Raw genomic sequence first — 20,425 nt, forward strand, 5'->3', positions numbered from 1 at the left:
CGTATCTAACTTAGCCTTCCGCGTCCGCACACCCCTGAGCGAAGCGAATACGAGATTCTTAAGGCACTCGGCCTTAAGCGGGTGCAGGGCAGCGCCCTGCCCGCCGGAGGCGCCGCCCGGCGAGGACTTTCCCCGACGGGGCCGCCGGAGGCATCCCCCGCACCCTACTCCCCGCAGGGTACGCCGTGGGATTTGTAGATTTCGCCGAGTTGGCGGATGAGGACCTTGTTGTTGAACACGGCGTGGGCGCGTTCGACGGCGGCGGGGATGATCGTCCGGCGCAGGCCGTCGTCGGTCAGGGCGCGGCGGATGATGCCGGCCAGGGCGGCGGGATCGTTGGACGGGCAGAGCAGGCCGGTCTGTTCGTGGGTGACGAGTTCGGGCACGCCGGAGACGTCGGTGGCGGCCACGGGCACGCCGGTGGCCATGGCCTCGGCGACCACGTTGGGGATGCCGTCCCGGTCTCCGTCCCTGGCCTCGCGGCAGCCCAGGGTGAAGCAGTCGGCGCGGTTCAGCAACGCGATGACCTCGTCGTGGGTGATGGTTCCGGGCAGGGTGGTCACGTCCTCCAGGCCAAGCTTGCGGACGAGGTCCCTGATCTTGCGGTTGAATTTGGCCTTGCCCTCGCCGACCAGGGTGTAGCGGAAGTCGAGCCCCTGGGCGCGCAGTTCGGCCAGGGCCTCAAGCACGGTGTCCAGCCCCTTCTTCTCCACGAACCGGGCCACGGTCAGGATCTCGTAGGGCGGCCGGGCCTCGGGCGGACGGCCGTTGGGCGAGAAGAGGTCGAGGTTGATGCCGTGGTACACGCAGTGGATGGGGTTGCCGTTCGCCACGTGCTCGCGCAGGTAGCGCTCGTTGTACCGGGTGCAGGTGACCACGAACTTGGCCCGCGCGACCTTGTCACGGATGCGCTCCGGGTCCTGGGTGTAGATGTCCTTGGCGTGGGCGGTGAAGGAAAAGGGGATACCGGCCAGGCAGGCGGCGTACATGGTCACGGTGGTCGGGGTATGGGCGAAATGGCCGTGCAGGTGGGCCAGGTTCACGCCGCCGTCGAGAACCGACTTCTGGACGATGTAGCCCGCCTGGAGCATGTGCTTGACCCAGGTGTGCTTCTTGGGCGCGAGCCTGAACCGCTTCCTCATCAGCTTGAGGCACTCGCGATAGCGGCCGGGCATGCGCAGGAACAGGCGCACGTTGTGGTAGACGAGCCGGGGCAACCCCCAGAGCATGGATTCCGGCAGGTAGGTGACCTTGGCCTTGATCCGCTTGATGGACTCGTGGGAGAAATTCTCGCGCGGGGCGCGCATGGAGTAGATGTGGATGGTGAAGCCCATCTCTTCGAGCAGGCGGATCTCGTTGGAGATGAAGGTCTCGGAAATGCGCGGGTACCCCTTGAGCACCATGCCCAGGGTCTTTTTGCCGGAAGGTGCGAACATCAGCAGTTCTCGCGGAAAAAGAGCAGCCGTTCGCGCATGACCTTGAGCCCGGTCATGGCGAAGGTTTCCAGGGCCGAGGTGTAGGGCGTGGGGTCTTCGAGCAGGGCGTTGATCTTTTCGCGCATGGTCTCGGGCGAGACGTCGTCCCAGCGGATGTACTCGCACAGCCCCTGTTCCTTGAACACCTTGGCCCGGATGAGCTGTTCCTGGCGCGGGTTGTCGCGGGGGATGATCAGGGCGGGTTTTTTCAGGGAGAGGATCTCGCACATGGTGTTGTAGCCGCCCATGGAGACCACCAGGTCGGACTTGGCCATGCGCTTTTCCATGTTGCGCACGAACGGCTTGATCTGGACCTTGAGGGCGCGGGCGCGGTCGGCCAGCTCATCCAGCCGCTCCAGGGAGAGGAACGGGCCGGTGATCATCAGGGTCTTGAAGTCCACGGTCCCGTTGGTCTCGAGCATCTTCAGGTAGGTGTCGAGCACGGTGTAGCCGTCCCCGCCGCCGCCGATGGTGACAATGACCTGCTTGTGCTTGCGCCGGGCCTTGCGGGCGCGCGGGATGAAGCGCGGGATGTAGCCGGTGAACACGGTCTTGGCCGCGATGTCGTCCGGGAAGGCGTACTCGGTGATCGGGTCGTACATGGACTTGGCCCCGTAGACCCAGATCTCGGAGTAGAGGTCGCGCAGGACCTCGGGAAATTTCTTGCGCTGCCAGTCGGCGCGGGTGGACTCGGCGTCGTCCAGGATGTCGCGCAGGCCGAGGACCACGCGCGAGCAGGGCAGGTGCTTGCGCATCCACTTCAGGGTCGGCAGGACCTCGCCCTTGAGCCCGGTGGGGACCTTGTCCACGATGAGCAGGTCCGGCTTGAAGCTTTTGGCCGTGGCCGAGATGATCTTGGTCCGGATGGAGATGGCGATCTTGGGATCGACCTTGATGGAATGGGGCACGTAGACCACGTTGGTCTTCTTGATCATGCCGGGGATGCGCACGAAGTCGATGCCGCGCGGCATGGTGTACCGGCCGACGATGGGCGACCCGGTGACGATGAGGATGTTCACCTCGGGCCCGACCAGATTCCTGGCGATGGCCATGGTGCGGCGGATGTGTCCCAGACCGTAGGTGTCGTGGGAATACATCAGGATGTTGTAGGCTTTCGATTCCATGGGTATCCGCGGGTCACAAAAAAAGCCGGACAGTCCATCTTCTCCGGCAACAAGCACACATTATCGGCTTGCGCGGTTTCTGTCCAGAACCGGTCAGGACCAATCTGCCATTTCCCGGAAAATCATCGGGGGGCGTCGGCGTCGGCGTTGACGTCCAGACAGATGCCGGGGTCGAAATCCGGGGCGTCGGCGCGGGCGCCGTCGAGGTTGGCGGCATACAGCGGGTTGTCCGGCCGCGCCTTCAGGGCGCGCTCGAAACGGCGCACGGCCGCGGCCGCGTCGCCGCGCCGCCAGGCCAGCACGCCGAGGTTGTTCTCACCGCACGGATGGCCGGGCGAGACGGCCATGGCCCGCTCGAAAGCGGTCAGGGAGGCATCGTTTTCGGCCACTACCGCGAACTGGACGCCCTCCACCAGGGCGGCCTGGGCGTCGCTGAGCTGCACGTGGTCCAGCCCCCGGCAAGGGCAGCGCTTCTTGGTGCAGGGCGGGCAGCCCTCATAGAGCGAGACCTCGTCCATGACGTTGCCGAGCACGGTCTTGTCGCCGGGGCAGCGGAAGATCGTCCCGTCGGGCTCCATGCGCAGCAGGGTGCGGCCCGCCGAACAGGGCAGGCCCTCGAAGTTGAAGGCCACCTTCCGGCCCTGCTCCGGGTGGTCGGCGAAGATGGCCCTGGCCCGGTCGCCGTATGCCTCGGGGTAGCGCCGCCCCTCGAAGCTCCCCCGGAATGGACGCGGGGTGATGCGGATGCCGTGGCCCGCGAAAAAGGCGACGTCCTCGTGGAAGCGCGCCTCCAGGGTGGGATGAACCACGTAGTTGACGATGATCTCGAATCCCTTGTCCAGGAGCAGTTGGGCGTTTTGGATGAAGGCGTCCACGCCCTTGATCCGCTCGCGCTCCTCGATGTGCAAGGCCACGTAGAGGTTATGGACCCGCTTCGGGTCGATGCGCTGCGCGAACTCCCGGACCTTGGAGGACACGGACAGGTTGGTGTCGATGCCGATGACGTGGGTTTGCGTCAGGGTCTCGCAGACGTCGACGATGCCGGGGTAGATGAACGGCTCGCCGCCGGTCAGGCCGACCTTCCACGTCTCGCCCGTGCCGTCGAGGAAGTCCTTGATGCGGGCCGCATCCAGGGTCTCGGTGACCGGCGTGTTGTCATGGGGAAAGTAGCAGTATTCACAGCGGAAATTGCACTTCCGCGTCATGTTCCAGATCAGTGTGTTGCAGGGGACGTTCATACCGGTGTGGCCTCCGTGCATGGTCCTGCCACATTGTCGGTAAAAATGCCAGCGCGGGTAGTGGCTTTTATTCCAAAGCTCTGGTACAATCAACGTCCCATGACTGCCCACTCCATGAATATCCTGCTGCGCGAACTGGACGCCTGGAAGGACGCGGGTGCGACCGCCGAATTCTGGTGGCGCGACGACGACGCGGCCGAACCGACCGCGCCCCTTGACCGGCTCCTCTCCCTGAGCGGCCGGTACGGCGTGCCCTGCGGCCTGGCCACTGTCCCGGCCAAGGCGGGCGAACCGCTGCGCAAGACCGTGTCCCACGCCCATCTCGTCTGGGTCCTGCAGCACGGCTTTGCCCACAAGAACCACGCCCCGTCCGGCACCGGGGCCTGGGAGCTCGGCGGCCACCGGCCCAAGTCCGTGGTCATGGACGAGCTCAGGCAGGGCATGGGCAAGCTGACCCAGCTATTCAAGTTCCAGTTCGTGCCCGTGCTGGTGCCGCCGTGGAACCGCATCGACCCGGAACTGCTGCCCTACCTGCCGGTCCTGGGCTACCGGGGGCTGTCCTCCGGCTACAAGAAATCGCGGCCCGCGCCGCCCGCCGGCCTGCGCGTGGCCGACGCCCACTGCGACGTGCTCCACTGGAAGGACAAGCCGAACGTGCGCTTTGCCGGAACGGAAAAGTGCTTGAAATTATTGGTGGACCATCTGAAAGACAAGCGCACCAGCGAGGCCGATGCCGACGAGCCCACCTGCGTGCTCACCCACCACATGGCCATGGACGCCGAGGCCTGGGCGTTTGTGGAGACCCTCTTCGAGGCGACCACGGCCCACCCTGCGGCCGCGTGGCTCTCCCCGGCCGCGATCTGGCCCGCCAAGGACTGACCCGGCCCGCCTCGCGGCCGATTCCGCCTGTTTGGCACCGAACGGGTAGGTTTCTGCTTGCACACTGCGGACGAACGATCTACCGTCCCTGTCGAACCACTTCCCAGAGGATTGCCATGACCGCTACACTGCGCCCCATGAAGGCGGCGGACATAGACGCCGTCTGTACGCTCTTGCATGAGCATATGAATCCGAACTTCACCGCAAAGCGCTGGAAGGCGCTTTTCTCCCCGGTCTGGTGCGCCGAAAAGCACGACCTGGGCATCGTGGCCGAGGACAACGGCCGCATTGTGGGCGTGCACGGCCACGTATGCTCCTACCGGGTCATCGACGGACACCGGGAGCGGTTCCGAAACTTCTCCTCCTGGTACATCCTCAAGGAATACCGCAAGAGCGGGCTCGGCTCGGGCATGGTCGAAATGGCCTGCGCCGACCCCGAGGTGACCTGCACCGTCTTTTCGCTGTCTCCCAAGCAGACCGACTTCTTTAAAACGCTCGGCATGAGCGTGCTCGAAGAGGAGCGGCTGTTGTGGCGCAAGACCGGCAAGCGGTACGACAACCTCGAACTGGTCAGCGACCCGGTCAAGATCCGCCAATGGTGCGACCAGGGGGACATCCGGGTCTTCGACGACCACCACGACCTGCCGGTCATCCCGGTCCTGGTCATGACCCGCTGCACCCAGTGCCTGCTCTTCCTGTCCCGCGCCGTCAAACACGGCGGCAGGATCTACTACGACGTGCTCTACCGCTCGAATCCGGCCATGTTCACCGACCGGGTCCAGGACATCGCCGAGGCGCTGTTGCCCGACGAAGACTGCGTGCTGGCCGCGGACCGGCGGTTCACGGACCACGACGCCGGGGGCGAGGTGGAGGTTATCAAGTCCCCGCGCTTCTACAAGTCCGCGCGGGTCCAGCCACGGGACATCGACCTGGCCTATTCCGAAATTTCCCTGCTGGGGCTCAAGCTCGACTAGGCCCCGCCCTTGCCCAAAATCGCCCGGCAGGGTAATTAGTCGGGACATGAGCGAAGAAAATACCTACCCCACGTCCCTGGAAGCGCCCGAGGGCGACGCCACGCCCCTGACCCTGAGCCTGGTGGGCAGGCTGCTGGCACAGTCCCGACAGAGCCCGCGCAAGCGCCTGCTCCAGAGGCTGCACAAATCCCTGGACGCCGGCGCACACCGCATGTTCAACGCCATGCAGCCCGGCACCTACATCATGCCCCACCGGCACCTCGACCCCGCCAAGGAAGAGACCGTTCTGGTCATGGCCGGGTCCATGCTCTTCATCCGCTTCACGGACGACGGCGAGATCGCCGAGCAGGTCCTGCTCCAGCCCGGCACCGAGACCTTCGGCATGGACGTCGCCCCGCACGTCTACCACACATACGTGCCCCTCAAACCGGACACCCTGGTCTTCGAGTGCAAGACCGGCCCGTACTCGGCGGAATCGGACAAGGATGTGCCTGCCTGGGCCCCGCGCGAGGGGACCCCGGAGGCCGAGCAGTACCTCCTGGAGATGCTCAAGGCCCTGGCCGCCAAGGCCAACGCCGAGGCCGAGGCCGTCAAGGCGGACCGGGGCGGCGAACCGGACCAATAGCCCCGCACCGGCCTTGCCGCCCGGCACCGAATACAGTACACGGGGTAAGTTTTTCCCGTAAGGAGACCACCCCGTGAACACCCGCGCCCTCCGCGCCGACATCCTGCTCTTCCTCACCGCCGCCATCTGGGGCCTGGCCTTTGTGGCCCAGCGCGTGGGCATGGAACACGTCGGCCCCCTGACCTTCAACGGCATCCGCTTCGCCCTCGGGGCGCTGGCCCTGGTCCCGCTCACCCTGGCCCTGGAAAAACGGCGCGCCCCCGGCAACCTCGGCGCGGACCGCAAACGCATGGCCGTGGGGGGCATGCTTCTCGGCATCGCCCTGTTCGTCGGGGCCTCCCTGCAACAGATCGGCCTGGCCGGTCCGCAACTGGCCGGGTTCGGACTGGAGGCGTCCACTGCGGGCAAGGCGGGGTTCATCACCGGGCTGTACGTGGTCCTGGTGCCCATCTTCGGCCTGCTCCTGGCGCAAAGGCCGGGCTGGGGCACGTGGATCGGCGCGAGCCTGGCCGTGGTCGGCATGTACCTGCTGTCCGTGACATCAAACCTGACCATCTCCTTCGGTGACCTGCTGGTCTTCATCGGCGCGTTCTTCTGGGCGGGCCACGTCCTGCTCGTGGGCAAGCTCTCCCCCGGCCTGGACGGGGTGGACGCCATCAAGCTGTCCACCATCCAGTTCGCGGCCTGCGCGGTGTTGTCGCTCCTCGGCGCTGTGGTCACCGAGGAAATCACCCTGGCGGGCATCCTCGGCGCAGCCCCGGCCATCGCCTACGGCGGGCTGATGTCCGTGGGCGTGGCCTACACCCTCCAGGTGGTCGCCCAGCGCGATGCCCAGCCCGCCCACGCGGCCATCATCCTCAGCCTGGAATCGGTCTTCGCCGCCCTCGGCGGCTGGCTGATGCTCGGCGAGGTCCTGTCCACCCGAGGGTTGATCGGGTGCGGGCTCATGCTCGGCGGCATGGTCCTGAGCCAGTTGAAGCCGTAGCGGCCTCTTCACCGCATTTTCAAGACAGGAAAGGCCGCCTTGAGGCGGCCTTCTGGTTGGCGGAAGAATCCGTGCGGAGGCGGCGATGCCGCCGGACGCGCCGTGCGCTAGTCATGCGTGTCCCACATGCCGTTGTAGACCCAGCCGAAGTACTTGCGGGCGATATGGGACGCCACCTCCGCGGCGTCGTCCAGCCCGAACTTGGGGACGTCGGCGTCGGCCCCCCGGTCCGTGACCATGGCGATGAGCTTCCTGGCCTGCTGGTTGTGCCGATCGCACAGGGGATGGACGTGGGCGTCCTTGCGGTAGATCTCGATCTTGGGCTGGTCAGAGTTGAAATACCCCTCGGCCAGGACTAGGTCCTTGTCCGCGAACAGGGTCTCGGCCAACTCCTCCAGGGACCGCTCGCGGTCGATGGACTGGATCATGGCCACGCGGTCGGGCGAGGAGACCACCACGGTCTCGGCCCCGGCGCGCTTGAGCCGCCAGGAGTCCTTGCCCTCCACGTCCATCTCGAAGGAGTGGGCGTCGTGCTTGACCGCGCCCACGGACAAACCGAGCTTCTGCAACTCGGGCAGCAGCTTTTCCATAAAGGTGGTCTTGCCGGACTTCTTCTTGCCGACGATGCAGAGTATATGTTGTGCCATTTCAATCCCTTAAAGTTGCGATACAGGAATGCGGCCGGGGGTCCGCAACAGCCCCCCGGCGCGACGCATCTACAGACTTTTTTATCATATATTAAGGGATCAAAGGGTGCAATTATTAAGGGAGCAAGGGGGCAATCCTTTACAACATGCGGGCCGGGTGCCAGTATCGCCACAAACGGCCGCCAAACACCCCAAGGAAGTCCATGCACACACCCATCTCCCGAGCGGACGCGGTCCGCAAGCTGCTCCGGCGCGCCCGCCCGGCCGGGGAACTGGCCGTGGCCCCCATGGACGGCGTCGGCCTGGCTGCCGGGCTCGATGTCTCCGCCCTGTGCGACGTGCCCGAGCACGCCTGCTCGGTGCGCGACGGATACGCCGTGCAAAGCCGGGACGTGGCCCCGGCCAAGGCCATGGCCCCGGTGCGGCTGGCCGTGCACGGATGCCTGCGCGCCGAGTCCGCGGACCCGGATTCCATCGAGCCGGGTACGGCCGTGCGCGTGCTCACCGGCGGCCCGGTGCCGCCCGGCGCGGATGCTGTCCTTGCAGAAGAAGATGTCCGGGAAGAGGGTGACCACATCCAGGTCTTCGAGCCCGTGCGTCCCGGCTGGTTCGTCCGCGCCGCGGGCGGCGAGATCGCGGCGGGCACGGTCGTCACCCCGGCGGGACACGAGATCACGCCCCAGGCGGCGGCGGTCATGACCCGTACGCGCGTGGACTCCATCCTGGTCCATCCCCGGCCCCGCGCCAGGCTCATGGCGCTCGGCAGCGAACTGGCCAAGCCGGGCCTCGACCCGGCCGAACGGATCGTGTCCGGCACCGCGCGCTTTCCGGCGGACAACCTGGTCCTGCTCAAGGGGGTCTTCGAGGCGGCCGGGGCAATCGTGGAACGGACCGGGGTCATCCCGGACGACCGCGAGCGGCTGGTCGCGGCCCTGTCAGGCCCGGATCTGCCCGAGATCATCGTGACCACGGGCGGCACGGGCAACAGCGAACGCGACTTCGCCTTCGAGGCCGCAATCGAAAGCGGGTTCGAACCGATCTTCAAGCGCATCGACATCCGCCCCGGCCGGAACATGTTCGCGGCCGCGCGCGGCAACACCCTGCTCTTCGGCCTGCCCGGCCCGCCCGCCGCGGGCCACGCCTGCTTCCACGCGGTCATCCTCCCGGTGGTCCGCACACTGCGCGGCCTGCCCGATGCCGGACCCCGCACCGCCCGGTTCACACAGGCCATCAACGCCCGGCCCGGCTCCGAATGGCTGGTCCAGTGCAGCCTGAAGATCGAAGGCTCAACCCTGACCGCCACTCCCCTGGCCGGCAAGACCGTGCCCCCCATGCACGGCCTGGCCCAGGCCCACGGCCTCGCCGTCCTGCAAAGCGGCCAAACCCTCACCCCCGGCGACGAGGTTGAGGTACTGACGACGCTGTTCTAAGAGCGCCTGCGGCGCCAGGGGAAGGGGAGAGAGGGCACCCTTTGGAAAAGGGCTTCCCTCTCTCCCTTCCCCGGACTCCCTATCCCCTCTCACTCTCCGAAACCTTTTGGTGCCGCTTCGCGGATTACGGGGGCGATTATCCGGCCCGCAACCCACCACATTGACTTCCGCATCAAGCCCCACTCCTGGCGTATTTGAGCGCCCCGCGCTCAAACAGCCCCGCACTCTCTTCCCTAATCCCCTGGAGCGAATCGGGTGCGCAGCATCCCGACAGCGGCTCACCCCTTCGGGGCGTTGCGGAAAGACCGCAACGTCCAAATCCGCTGTCCTGCGGATTTGTCGAGAGTGGGCCAGCTGTGCATTTTCCGGGGGTCCGCCTGACCGCAGCGTCCCCCAGTACGTGAGGATCAGGCGGACCCTCGAAAAATGTGCAGATGGCCCGCTCTCGGAAGCCGTCCCCCCAAAAACTGTAACTGACCTTTCTAGAGGCCGTCACGAAGATGTAACATCGCGGGTCTATCACTACGTCACACGTCGACGAGGAATGGTTTTTTATCATAATTTTTAAGGAAGGTACTTCTAATGAAAAAATTGCTCATTGCTTTCGTGACCCTGGCTGTCCTGAGCGTTTCCGCTCTCTCCTTTGCCGCGGAAATCCGCGTCAAGGGCTCCACCACCGTCGACCCGGCCATGAAAAAGCTGGTGGCCGCCTACCAGACCGCCAATCCGGGTGTGAATTTCTCCATTTCCGCCACCGGTTCCGGTGACGGCGCCAAGGCGATCATCAACAAGACCGCCGACATCGGTATGATGTCCCGTCCCATGAAAGACACCGAGATCAAAAAATGCCAGGCCAACGGCATCGAGCCCGTGCGCACCATCATCGCCCTGGACTGCATCGTGCCCATCGTGCACCCGTCCAACCCGGTGAACGCCGTGACCACCGCCCAGCTCAAGGACATCTACCAGGACAAGATCCGCAACTGGAAGGAACTCGGCGGCAACGACGGCATGATCGCCCTGTTCTCCCGCGAAACCAACTCCGGTACCTACGAGGTGTGGGAAAAGAAGGTCATGCAGAAGGAAGACGAGTATGACCTGGTCTCCCGCATGCCCTCCAACGCCGCCATGGCCGCCAAGATCGCCGGCAACAAGAACGGCATCGGCTACGTGGGCCTCGGCTTCCTGAACCCGAAGATCAAGGGCCTGACCGTCAACGGCATCGTGCCCTCCGTCAAGACCGGCGCCGACGGCACCTACCCGCTGGCCCGCAAGCTGAACCTGTACACCGGCGGACAGCCCACCGGCGAAGTCGCCAAGTTCATCACCTTCGTGATGTCCCCGGCCGGCCAGAAGATCATCGCCGAAGTCGGTTTCGTGCCCGTCAACTAAACCGAACGGCAACCCAAGACGAACGCAACGTCCCGTCGGGGTGGGTAACCGCCCCGACGGGATCACGCATCAAAGGCGGCAACACATGCTCGTTTCACGGTCCTCCAAGGAAAAGCTCATCCGGGCGGCCTTCCTGATCTGCGCCAGCGCATCGATCATCGCCCTCGGGCTGATCATGTACTTCCTGATCTCCGAGGCCCTGCCCACGTTCACCGGCTTCGACGCCATGGGCGAAAAGATCAGCGGACTCAATTTCTTCGATTTCATCTTCGGCACCCAGTGGAAGCCCATTTCCTCGCATCCGCGCTGGGGCATCCTGCCGCTGATCATGGGTTCCTTCTGGGTCACCCTGCTCTCCTCGCTCATCGCCATCCCGCTGGGCGTCATGACCGCGGTGTACCTGGCCGAGATCGCGCCTCACAAGGTCCGCGAGATCGTCAAGCCCATGGTCGAGCTGCTGGCCTCCCTGCCGTCGGTCGTCATCGGTTTCTTCGGCATGGTCGTGGTCGCCCCGATTCTGCTCGAGCTCTTCAACATCCGGTTCGGCGTGAACATGCTCAACGCCTCCATCATGCTCGCCTTCATGGCCGTGCCGACCATCACCTCCATCGCCGAGGACGCCATCCATTCCGTCCCGGCCGAGGTCCGCGAGGGCTCGCTCGCCCTGGGCGCCACCCGGTTCGAGACCATCTGGCGCGTGGTCCTGCCCGCGTCCCTGTCCGGCCTGTCCACGGCGGTCATCCTGGGCATGTCCCGGTCCATAGGCGAAACCATGGTCGTGCTCATGGTCGCGGGCGGCGCGGCGCGCATCCCGACCTCCATCTTCGACCCGGTCCGGCCCATGCCCGCCTCCATCGCCGCGGAGATGGGCGAGACCAGTTTCGGCCTGGAACGCCACTATTTCGCCCTGTTCGCCATCGCCATGGTGCTCTTCATCATCACCTTTCTCTTCAACCTCCTGGCCGACCACATCGCCCACAAATACAAGCAGGTCGGCTCGGCCAGCCTCTAGGAAAAGGACATGTCTGAAATGGTAAGCACCGATATCGCCATGAACGGTCCCAACATCCCGGACAATCCGGGCCTGCTTTTCCGGCGCAAGGCGACCCAGGAGATCTGGTTCACCCTGTTCCGGATCGCCGTGGCCATCAACGCCCTGGCCCTGTTCATCATCGTCGGCTACATGGTCTACTACGGCCTCCCGGCCATCAGTTGGGACTTCTTGACCACCCAGCCCACCGAGGGCGGCCTGGCGGGCGGCATCTTCCCGTGCATCGTGGGCACCTTCTATCTCTCGCTGGGCTCCATGGCCCTGGCCCTGCCGCTGGGCGTGGCCGCGGCCATCTACCTGCACGAATACGCCACCCCCGGCCCGTTCATGCGCGTGGTCCGACTGTGCATCAATAACCTGGCGGGCGTCCCGTCCGTGGTCTACGGCCTGTTCGGCATGGCCTTTTTCGTGGCCGGGCGCGACCTCGGCGGCCTGGGCATGGGCGTGTCCATCGCCTCGGGCTGCATGACCCTGGCCGTGCTCATCCTGCCGGTCATCATCGGCACCTCGGAAGAGGCGCTGAGGAGCGTGCCGGACACCTACCGCGAGGCCTCCCTCGGCCTGGGGGCCACCAAGTGGCAGACCATCTTCAAGGTGGTCATGCCCTCGGCCATGCCCGGCGTGTTGACCGGCTCCATCCTGTCCATCTCCCGCGCGGCGGGCGAGACCGCGGCGATCATGTTCACGGCCGCGGCCAGCTACAACCCGACCCTGCCGAAATCCATCTTCGACGAGGTCATGGCCCTGCCCTACCAGATCTATTCCCTGTCCGTTTCCTCCACCAACCCCGAGGCCACCCTACCTCTCCAGTACGGCACTTCGCTCGTACTGGTGGCCTTGGTGTTGGGCATGAACCTGATCGCCATCATGCTCCGCTCCCGCCTGCGCAAGAAGCTGACCTAGAAAACCCAACGACTCGCCGGAGAGCCCCCGCACCGAACATCGGTACGGGGGCTCTTTTATGAAGTTGTTTCCCTTGCGAGGCCAAAAGAACCGCGCCGCAGGCGAAATCACCCGTCATTCGGCGCGAAGCGGTTTTCAAAACCTGATTTTGCTATACGGCGCAATGCGCGCCTACAGGCTCGCATACAGGCGGGCGTAATCCCCGACCATGCGTTCCACGGAGAATTTCCGGCGGCCGGACAGAAAGGCTTCCTGGCCCATCTGGCGGACCAGGGAGCGGCTGGACAGGACGGACAGGGCCGTGTCCACGAATTGCCCCCGGTCGCCGGGCGGCACGAGCATGCCGGTCATGCGGTCCACGATCTGCTCGGGGATGCCGCCCACGCCGTAGGCGACCACGGGCAACCCGGCGGCCATGGCCTCCAGGACCACCAGGGAGTGGTTGTCCGCGCGGGTGGGATAGAGCAGGACGTCGGACGCGGCCATGAGCAAGGCGAGCTTTTCGCGGTCCACGTAGGGCCACAGGATGAAGTCGTCGCGCCGCTCCGCGCGGTCGCCGCCCACGGCGAAACAGACCAGGTCGGGCAGGGCCTTTTTCAAGCGCTCCCAGAGCTCCTGCCAGGTGTCGCCGGACTTGTAGGCCGCGTTCATGCCGCCATGGGCCGCGAACAGGGCCACGCGCGCCGCCGGGTGGATGCCGAGCAGCTTGCGGGCCTCGGCCTTGGCGCGCCGGTCCGCGGGCCAGGGGATGCCGTTGGGGATGACCCTGACCGGCCGGTGCAGGTGGGTCTTGGCCAGCCGGGCCAGCCAACGCGACGGCGCGGCCAGAACCGGTTCGAGCCTCTTTATTTCGGCCAGCTTGCGCTTGCGCAGCGCGTCGGCGTCCGGGAAATTGCGCGGGCACGGAACGGCGCACCCGTCCTCGGCCATGGGGCAGTCCAGGGGATAGGGGCAGCCGCCGGTGAACAGCTCGCAGTCGTGCAGGGTGATGACCGTCTTCGCCCCTGCGGGGATGGACCCGAGCAGGGCGGGCCAGTCTCCCGTGCAGTGCACGTGGGCGATGGACCCCTGGGGCAGGCGCGCGCCGAACTCCTCGGGCGGGATGGCCGCCACGTCCGCCTTCTCGGCCAGCTCGAAGGACAGGCTGGAGTCCACCTCGTACCGGGCCAGCCCTTCGAGCAGCAGCCGGGCGACGCGGGTGGCCCCGCCGCTCGCCTCCAGGCCGGTGTGGTGATGGACCGGGGGCAGGTTCATGGCCTAGTAGTCCACCTTCTCCATGTCCAATGTCATGTCCACCAGGTCCGGGTCGTGCGGATCGGGCTCGATCTCGAAACCGAACTTCCGGGACAGGCCCTGCATGGCCTTGTTCTCGAGCATGGTCTGGCCGGTGAGCAGCCTGGTGCCGCGTTCCTTGGTGTACTGGATGCCCTTGTGGAAGAGCATGGAGCCCAGCCCCTCGCCCTTCATGTCCGAGCGGACCACGATGGCGAACTCGGCCTCGGAGTTATCCGGCTTGGTGTTGGTGCGCATGACGCCGAGCGTCTCGGGCTCGCCGCGGTCGGTCAGGGCCGTGGCGATGAAGGCCATCTCCCGGTCGTAGTCGATCTGGGTGAAGCGGGCGATGTCCTTGTGGTCGAAGTCGCGCTGGACCACGCCGAAGAAGCGCAGCCGCAGGTCCTCGTCGCTCAGGCTGGCCAGGAACGTACGGTGGGTGTCCTCGTCCTCGGGCCGGATGGGCCGCAGGGTAACCTGCCGCCCGCTCCGCAGCGTAACGCACTCCTCCAGCTCGCGGGGATAGGGCCGGATGGCCAGCCGGGACTCGCCCTCACCCTCAAACGGCGCGATGTCGATCTTGGCGTCCAGGGCGAGCACGCCCTCGGAGTCGGCGTAGAGCGGGTTGATGTCGATGGCCGTGATCTGGGGCACGTCCACGATGAGCTGGGATATCTGGATGATGGTCAGGCAGATGTCCTCGATGTCCGCCGGGAGGTGGGACGGGGTGCCCTTGAGCAGGGTGCTGATGCGCGTGCGCGAGACCAGTTCCCTGGCCAGGGACATGGACAGGGGCGGCAGGGTCAGGGCCTGGTCCTGGATCATCTCGCGGGCCATGCCGCCGTGCCCGAACTGGAGCACCGGGCCGAAAATCTTGTCCAGATGGGCCGACACGGACAGCTCGTGCGCGCCGGGCCGGCGGCCCATGCGCTGGACCGTAAACCCCTCGATGTAGGCGTCGGGCCGCTCGCGGGTGCAACGGGCCAGGATGGAGGCCGCGCCCTCCCAGACACGCTCGGGCGTCTCCAGGTCCAGGAGCACGCCGCCCACGTCATAGGGCTGGGGAATCTGCGGGCTGCGCAGCTTCAGGGCCACGGGATAGCCGAGCTCGTCGGCCGCGATGACCGCCTCCTTGGCGGACACGGCGATGCGCGTTTCGACCACGGGGATGCCGTAGGCGGCCAGGATGTCCTTGGCCTCGGGCTCGGTCAGCGACTCGCGCCCGCCCTCCAGCGCCAGGCGGACAATCTTTCGCGCCCCGGAGGTGTCCGGGAAGAAGTCCGTGGGCAGGGAGTCCGGGGTCTCGATGAGCATCTCCTGGTTGTGCAGGTACTCGGCCATGTACAGGAAGGCCTGGACCGCCTGGGTGGGGGTCTCGTAGGTGGGGATGCCCGCGTTGCGGAAGACCTCGCGGGCCTGCCCGGCCTGGCCGGAGCCGAGCCAGGCGGTCAGGACCATGCGCCGGACCCGTTTCAGGGCGTCGCGGATGGCCTCGGCCACCTCCACGTCGGGCTGGGCGGTCCAGGGCACGTGCATGGCGAGGATGCCGTTGGAATTCTTGTCCTTGATGAGCAGCTTGAGGACCTCGGAGTAGGCCTTGCCGTCGGCGTTGAACGGGATGTCCACCGGGTTGGCCCTGGACCAGTTGCTTGCGCCGAGCACCCCGTCGATGCCCTTGACGGTCTCGTCGGACAATGGGGCCATCTCGCCGCCGCCCACCAGCAGCCGGTCGGCGGCCAGGATGCCCGCGGAGGTCCCGTTGGTCAGGATGGCCAGCTTGCGGCCGAAGACCTGGCGCGGCGTGGACAGGGTCTGGGCCGCGTCGAACAGCCCGTCGATGTCCTCCACCCGGAGCATGCCCGCCCTGCGGAAGGCCACGTCGTAAATTTCGTCGGAACAACAGCGCTCGCCGGTCTCGCGCTGCTTGAGGTTCGCGAGCACGGCGTCCAGCGCCTGGCCCGGCCGGATGACCAGCACGGGCTTGTTGCGCGAGGCGGCCCTGGCCGCGGACATGAACTCGCGCGCGTCGCGGATGGACTCCACGTAGAGCATGATGGACCGGGTCAGCGGGTCCGAGCCGAGATAGTCGAGGATGTCGGCGAAGGTCACGTCGATGCGGCTGCCCAGGGCGACCATGTGCGAAAATCCCACGCCCTTGTCGATGGCCCAGTCCAGGACCGTGGCGAACAGGGAGTCGGACTGCGAGATGAAGGCCACCTTGCCCGGCTCCACCCTGGCGTGGGCCAGGGAGGCGTTCAGGTTCATGGACGGAATCATCAGCCCCAGGGACTTGGGTCCGAGAATGCGTATCTCCGGCGGCTGGGCGATGGACAGGATGGTGGACTTGATGTCCTGGCTCTCGTCATAGGACATGGACGCGAACCCCGCCCCCATGAGCACGGCCGCGCGCGTGCCCCGCTCCTTCAGGGAATGAATGACCTCCGGAACCTCGTCCAGGGGCGAACAGACCACGGCCAGGTCCGGAGTCTTGGGCAAATGCTTGACAGAAGGGTAGGTAAGCACCCCGGCGATGGCCTCGGCCTGGGACGAAACCGGCATGACCGGCCCCAGAAATCCGCCGGCCATGATGTTGCGCATGACGATGTTGCCCGCGTTTCGGGGATCGTTGGTGGCACCGATAACCGCCACGGACTTGGGCTTGAAGAGGTATTCGAGATTGGTGACGCTCATGTGGCTCCTTGGCGTGTCGGGACAGGACGGTTTAGGCGAACGATAGCGTCTTTTGCCGCCATGAGGCAACCGCAGAATGGGCTTGGCCGGCGGGCGGCCGGGAGCCCCGCCGGGGCCGCCGTCCGGCCCGCCGCAAGGCACGTTTCTATATTTTTATAAAAATACATATACAAACCTAAAGTTTTCCGCTTGCCGTCCGATAAGCCGTTTGAGGGAAGGTCCATGGAGCAACAAAGGAGTGCGAGCCATGGCGATCGAATCACTGTTGCAACAGGCCGGGGCGTTCGTGGATACGCTGACCGTCAAGCCCGCGTCCACGGACAAGACCGGGAACGAGACCGCCCAGGAGGCGCGGGTTCCCGAGCAGGGGGACACCGTGATCATCTCCGAGGAGGGGCGCGCCTTGGCCGCGGCGGAGGATTCCGGCGATTCCAAGGAAACCGGCGGTTCCAACGTCGGCATCGCCGCCGACCAGTCCGATGAGAGCCAGGAAGAAAGCGAGACGGACCGGATCATCCGCATGCTCAAGGAGCAGATCCAGCGCATCGAGGAGGAGATCAAGGCCCTGGAGGAGTCGGACATGCCCGAGAAGCTCAAGCGGACCATGATCCAGGACAAGCAGATCATGCTCATGGAGCTGAACGAGCAGCTCACCAAGGCCATGGAAGACAAGATGAAGAACATCGGCGGCGCTGTGGGCGGCGGCACCCGGGCCGAGGGCTTCGGCGGCTCCGCGGCCTCCTTCTGACCGTAAGCGGCGCATCGGACGGCGAGCGGGCCGGGCGGTGCCCCGGAGAACCGGCCCGTTTTCGGACGGGCTCAATATAGATTCGTTTACAAACATAAAGTTTTCTATGCACGATCCGATAAGCCGGGCGAGGGGATGCCCATGCCCGCGACAAAGGAGTGCGAATCATGGCTATCGAATCATTGATGCAGCAGGCCGGATCCTTCGTGGATGCGCTGACCGTCAAAGCGGCGGCCACGGACAAAACCGGAAATGAAACCGCCCAGGCGGCCCGCGTGCCCGAGCAGGGCGACACCGTGACCATCTCCGAGGAGGGCCGCGCCCTGATCGCCCTGGAAAAATCCGGCGACTCCGACGAGCTCGACCAGGAAAAGGACATGGACCAGACCATCGACACCCTCAAGAACCGCATCCAGAAGCTGGAGGAGGAAATCAAGGCCATCGAGGACGGCGACCTCCCCGAGGACCGCAAGCAGACCCAGCTCCAGGCAAAAGAGACCATGCTCATGGATCTGCGCGACCAACTGCTCAAGGCCGAACAGACCAAGCTCAAGGTCTCCGGCATGGCCGACGGCGGCGGCACCCGCGCCAACGGCTTCGGCAACACCGCCGAGACCTTCTGACCCCGGCGCCGCCTCCCCCGCGCCGGCCGCCCCCCTTCGGGGCCACAGCACTCCCCGTTTCCGCACGGAGAATATACCCCTTGACGCCCTTTTTCCCGCTCGTATATTGTAGATATACGCCAGAAGGCCCCATTGCGGGCGCATGCGGACCAGGGAAGGGCCGCTCGGCGGGGAGAAAATCCCATGTCCATGGGAGTTACAGACTTCATCGTGGCCGGCCCTCCGGGTCAGACCACCGCAGGCCCGGCAGGCTCGTTCCAGGCGGGCCCGCCCGGACAGTTATCCATCGGCCAGCCCGGCCACGTCCCCATTGACGCCACACCCGCGCGCGTGCCCATCGACACGTCCATCGCCCGGATACCCTACTCCGCAGCCGCCGGCGGCGGACTCGCCTCCGCCTTTGCGGGCGCGGCCTCGGCTGGTGGCGGCGGACTGACCGCGGGCATGTCCTCCTCGCACATCGGCGGCGGAGGCGGCGGAGGTGGCGCCGTGGGCAGCGCCACCGGCATCGGCAGCTCCGGGCGGACCGGCAGCGACAACTCCATCAGCCAGTCCACCTCGGGCGGCTTCGCGGTCTCGGGCGGGGCCAACGTGCCCATCTCCACCGAGGCGGGCAAGCCGAACATATCCCCGGCCACGGGCGGCAGCTCCGGGCAATCCGGCCCCGGCAACGGGGTCAGCCAGGGCACCTCGGGCGGCTTCGCGGTCTCGGGCGGAGCCAACGTGCCCATCTCCACCGAAGGCGGCCGCACCAACGCGGCCCCGGCCACGGGCGGCAATCCCAGCGGCCCGGTGGGAGGCAACCCGGTCGAATCTCCCTCCTCGCCCCCGACCAGGGCCACAGGCAGCGTGACCATCACCCCGGGCCTCGGCGTTCAGCCCATCTCCCCGGCGGGCAACGTGCAGATCGCGCCCCAGATCGGCTTCTCCATGCCCACCCTGACCGGGTTCGTGCCCATCACCCCGGGCGGGACCATCATGGCCCACCGCATGACCAACCCGCACGGCATGTTCTTCGGCCACACCCAGCACTGGCCCAACGACGTCTTCCACCACTCGCGCCACTCCTCGCCCTACGTGCATCCCACCGTGCCCATGGCCCCGTGGGTGCCGACCGCGGACGGCTACGCGGAACCCTTGTCCACGCCCAAGACCGACTTCGACCAGGACACGGGCCGGGGCGCGCCCGTCGACATGCGCTCCGAATACTCCATGAGCATCGACCAGACCCAGGACATCGAGCAAAACCGCCAGGTGACCTACAACGAAACCGTGGACCAGACCCTGGACCAGTCCATGAACCAGGTGGTCGAACGCAACGACCGCTCCCTGACCCAGAACGAGTTCGACAACTCCACCCACCGCAACCTGGACCTGTCCACCCATCCGACCACCCAGAACACCGAAAAGGTCACCCAGAACTTCAACCGCGACAACCAGTTCTCCAACGTGACCAACGTCAGCAACGAACAGGACAACTCGCGCAGCTTCACCTACCAGGAAAACCACGACACCACCCTGACCACCGAGAACACCGACATCCGCAACGTGGACGCCAGCCAAAGCCCCACCGAAAACCACATCGTGGAACGGAACGAACAGGACAACTCCCGAACGACCTTCGACGAGACCCGCTCCGTGATCCTGGCCTTCCCCGAATCCTGGACCGTCGTGGCCGACAACTCCACCACCCTCAACCAGAACAACAACTTCGAGAACGTCGACCGCGGCTCCTCGGAAATCAACAACATCGACGCCGGCCAGACCCAGTTCACCACCAGCGACAACCCCACCTACGTGTTCGACAACTCCTCGCGAACCTTCCTCAACTTCGCCGCCCCCGAACGCACCGGCGGCGACATCGTGGTCGGCAACGCATAGAGGGATGCGCCTGACGACGACATGAGAGATGCCTCCGGCGGGCCCTCGCCGGGCGGCGTCTCCGACGGCCTAAGAACCTTTTGAAAAAGGTTCTTAGGAATCTCCCAAACTTTTTGGGTCGCCTGCGGCGAAGGGCGTGCGGCGGCGGAAAGCTGGCGAGGGACGCCTTCCGCCGTGCCGGTTGGCGATTTCGGACAGAAAAAACGGGTGAAACGGCGTACTTCTTCACCAGAAGAAGTACGCCGTTTTTTCTACCCGAAATCGCGAGATTTGTTTTTTGGAAAAGTCATGTCCAGAAAAGAAACATTCATCCCGCCGCAGTCATAAAACGCCGCAAAACCAATTTCCCGAGCTTCGCCCACGCCCCCCTGCGGCGTTGGTTACCGTCCCGGATGATTCGCGCCGGGCGGCCCTCCGAGGCCCGTGGACGTCCGGCGCGAATCATTCGGGACACCAGTCAGCCAAGCTATTTCCACCCTCCCGCGAA

17 protein-coding genes are annotated in these 20,425 nt (G+C 65.7%); 11 read left to right on the forward strand and 6 right to left on the reverse strand.

Annotated elements, in window-relative coordinates:
• Positions 1–164: 164 nt before the first annotated feature.
• The 3 genes from V8V93_RS01600 to V8V93_RS01610 all read right to left on the reverse strand — a co-directional run bounded on the left by V8V93_RS01600 (position 165) and on the right by V8V93_RS01610 (position 3,837).
• Entirely contained in the window at positions 165–1,436 is a 1,272-nt protein-coding gene (locus V8V93_RS01600; protein ID WP_338668620.1) for a glycosyltransferase, read from the reverse strand.
• Positions 1,436–2,599: a glycosyltransferase family protein gene (locus V8V93_RS01605; protein WP_338668621.1), complete on the reverse strand. Its 1,164-nt coding sequence runs from the start codon at positions 2,597–2,599 to the stop codon at positions 1,436–1,438. The genes V8V93_RS01600 and V8V93_RS01605 overlap by 1 nt, the downstream gene beginning before the upstream one ends.
• Before the next feature lie 122 nt (positions 2,600–2,721).
• On the reverse strand, positions 2,722–3,837 hold the full coding sequence (locus tag V8V93_RS01610) for a radical SAM protein (RefSeq protein WP_338668622.1): 1,116 nt from the start codon (positions 3,835–3,837) through the stop codon (positions 2,722–2,724).
• 114 nt (positions 3,838–3,951) lie between these two features.
• On the opposite strand from V8V93_RS01610, the gene V8V93_RS01615 reads away from it, so the two are divergent.
• From V8V93_RS01615 to V8V93_RS01630, 4 genes are all read left to right on the forward strand, one after another.
• Entirely contained in the window at positions 3,952–4,716 is a 765-nt protein-coding gene (locus V8V93_RS01615) for a polysaccharide deacetylase family protein (protein ID WP_338668623.1), read from the forward strand.
• A 116-nt stretch (positions 4,717–4,832) separates the two neighbouring features.
• A complete protein-coding gene (locus tag V8V93_RS01620) occupies positions 4,833–5,690 on the forward strand; it encodes a GNAT family N-acetyltransferase (RefSeq protein WP_338668624.1) in 858 nt (285 codons plus the stop codon).
• Between the two features lie 46 nt (positions 5,691–5,736).
• A complete protein-coding gene (locus tag V8V93_RS01625; RefSeq protein WP_338668625.1) occupies positions 5,737–6,315 on the forward strand; it encodes a WbuC family cupin fold metalloprotein in 579 nt (192 codons plus the stop codon).
• Positions 6,316–6,388: 73 nt separating this feature from the next.
• Positions 6,389–7,300, forward strand: coding sequence for a DMT family transporter (locus V8V93_RS01630; RefSeq protein ID WP_338668626.1), 912 nt, complete (start codon positions 6,389–6,391; stop codon positions 7,298–7,300).
• A gap of 107 nt (positions 7,301–7,407) precedes the next feature.
• On the opposite strand, the gene mobB is transcribed toward V8V93_RS01630, so the two are convergent.
• A complete protein-coding gene (gene mobB / locus V8V93_RS01635) occupies positions 7,408–7,947 on the reverse strand; it encodes a molybdopterin-guanine dinucleotide biosynthesis protein B (protein WP_338668627.1) in 540 nt (179 codons plus the stop codon).
• Between the two features lie 203 nt (positions 7,948–8,150).
• Between mobB and V8V93_RS01640 the strand changes: the two genes are divergently transcribed.
• From V8V93_RS01640 to pstA, 4 genes are all read left to right on the forward strand, one after another.
• Positions 8,151–9,377, forward strand: a complete 1,227-nt coding sequence (locus tag V8V93_RS01640) for a molybdopterin molybdotransferase MoeA (protein WP_338668628.1) — start codon at positions 8,151–8,153, stop codon at positions 9,375–9,377.
• Positions 9,378–9,959: 582 nt separating this feature from the next.
• Positions 9,960–10,769 carry a PstS family phosphate ABC transporter substrate-binding protein gene (locus V8V93_RS01645; RefSeq protein WP_338668629.1) on the forward strand — a complete coding sequence of 270 codons (810 nt, stop codon included), beginning with the start codon at positions 9,960–9,962 and terminating at the stop codon, positions 10,767–10,769.
• Between the two features lie 85 nt (positions 10,770–10,854).
• Positions 10,855–11,781 (forward strand): phosphate ABC transporter permease subunit PstC, encoded by a 927-nt coding sequence (gene pstC, locus V8V93_RS01650; protein WP_338668630.1) that lies wholly within the window; start codon positions 10,855–10,857, stop codon positions 11,779–11,781.
• A gap of 18 nt (positions 11,782–11,799) precedes the next feature.
• Positions 11,800–12,723, forward strand: a complete 924-nt coding sequence (gene pstA, locus V8V93_RS01655; RefSeq protein ID WP_422394432.1) for a phosphate ABC transporter permease PstA — start codon at positions 11,800–11,802, stop codon at positions 12,721–12,723.
• A 171-nt stretch (positions 12,724–12,894) separates the two neighbouring features.
• Here pstA and V8V93_RS01660 read toward each other — a convergent pair whose 3' ends face one another.
• Entirely contained in the window at positions 12,895–13,977 is a 1,083-nt protein-coding gene (locus tag V8V93_RS01660) for a glycosyltransferase (protein WP_338668631.1), read from the reverse strand.
• Positions 13,978–13,980: 3 nt separating this feature from the next.
• Positions 13,981–16,686 (reverse strand): bifunctional acetate--CoA ligase family protein/GNAT family N-acetyltransferase, encoded by a 2,706-nt coding sequence (locus V8V93_RS01665; protein ID WP_338668632.1) that lies wholly within the window; start codon positions 16,684–16,686, stop codon positions 13,981–13,983.
• Between the two features lie 247 nt (positions 16,687–16,933).
• On the opposite strand from V8V93_RS01665, the gene V8V93_RS01670 reads away from it, so the two are divergent.
• The 3 genes from V8V93_RS01670 to V8V93_RS01680 all read left to right on the forward strand — a co-directional run bounded on the left by V8V93_RS01670 (position 16,934) and on the right by V8V93_RS01680 (position 19,938).
• Entirely contained in the window at positions 16,934–17,434 is a 501-nt protein-coding gene (locus V8V93_RS01670) for a hypothetical protein (protein WP_338668633.1), read from the forward strand.
• Between the two features lie 167 nt (positions 17,435–17,601).
• Positions 17,602–18,057, forward strand: a complete 456-nt coding sequence (locus V8V93_RS01675) for a hypothetical protein (protein WP_338668634.1) — start codon at positions 17,602–17,604, stop codon at positions 18,055–18,057.
• A 183-nt stretch (positions 18,058–18,240) separates the two neighbouring features.
• A complete protein-coding gene (locus V8V93_RS01680) occupies positions 18,241–19,938 on the forward strand; it encodes a hypothetical protein (protein ID WP_338668635.1) in 1,698 nt (565 codons plus the stop codon).
• Positions 19,939–20,425 lie beyond the last annotated feature (487 nt).

This window comes from Pseudodesulfovibrio sp. 5S69 (assembly GCF_037094465.1).
Lineage (GTDB): Bacteria > Desulfobacterota > Desulfovibrionia > Desulfovibrionales > Desulfovibrionaceae > Pseudodesulfovibrio > Pseudodesulfovibrio methanolicus.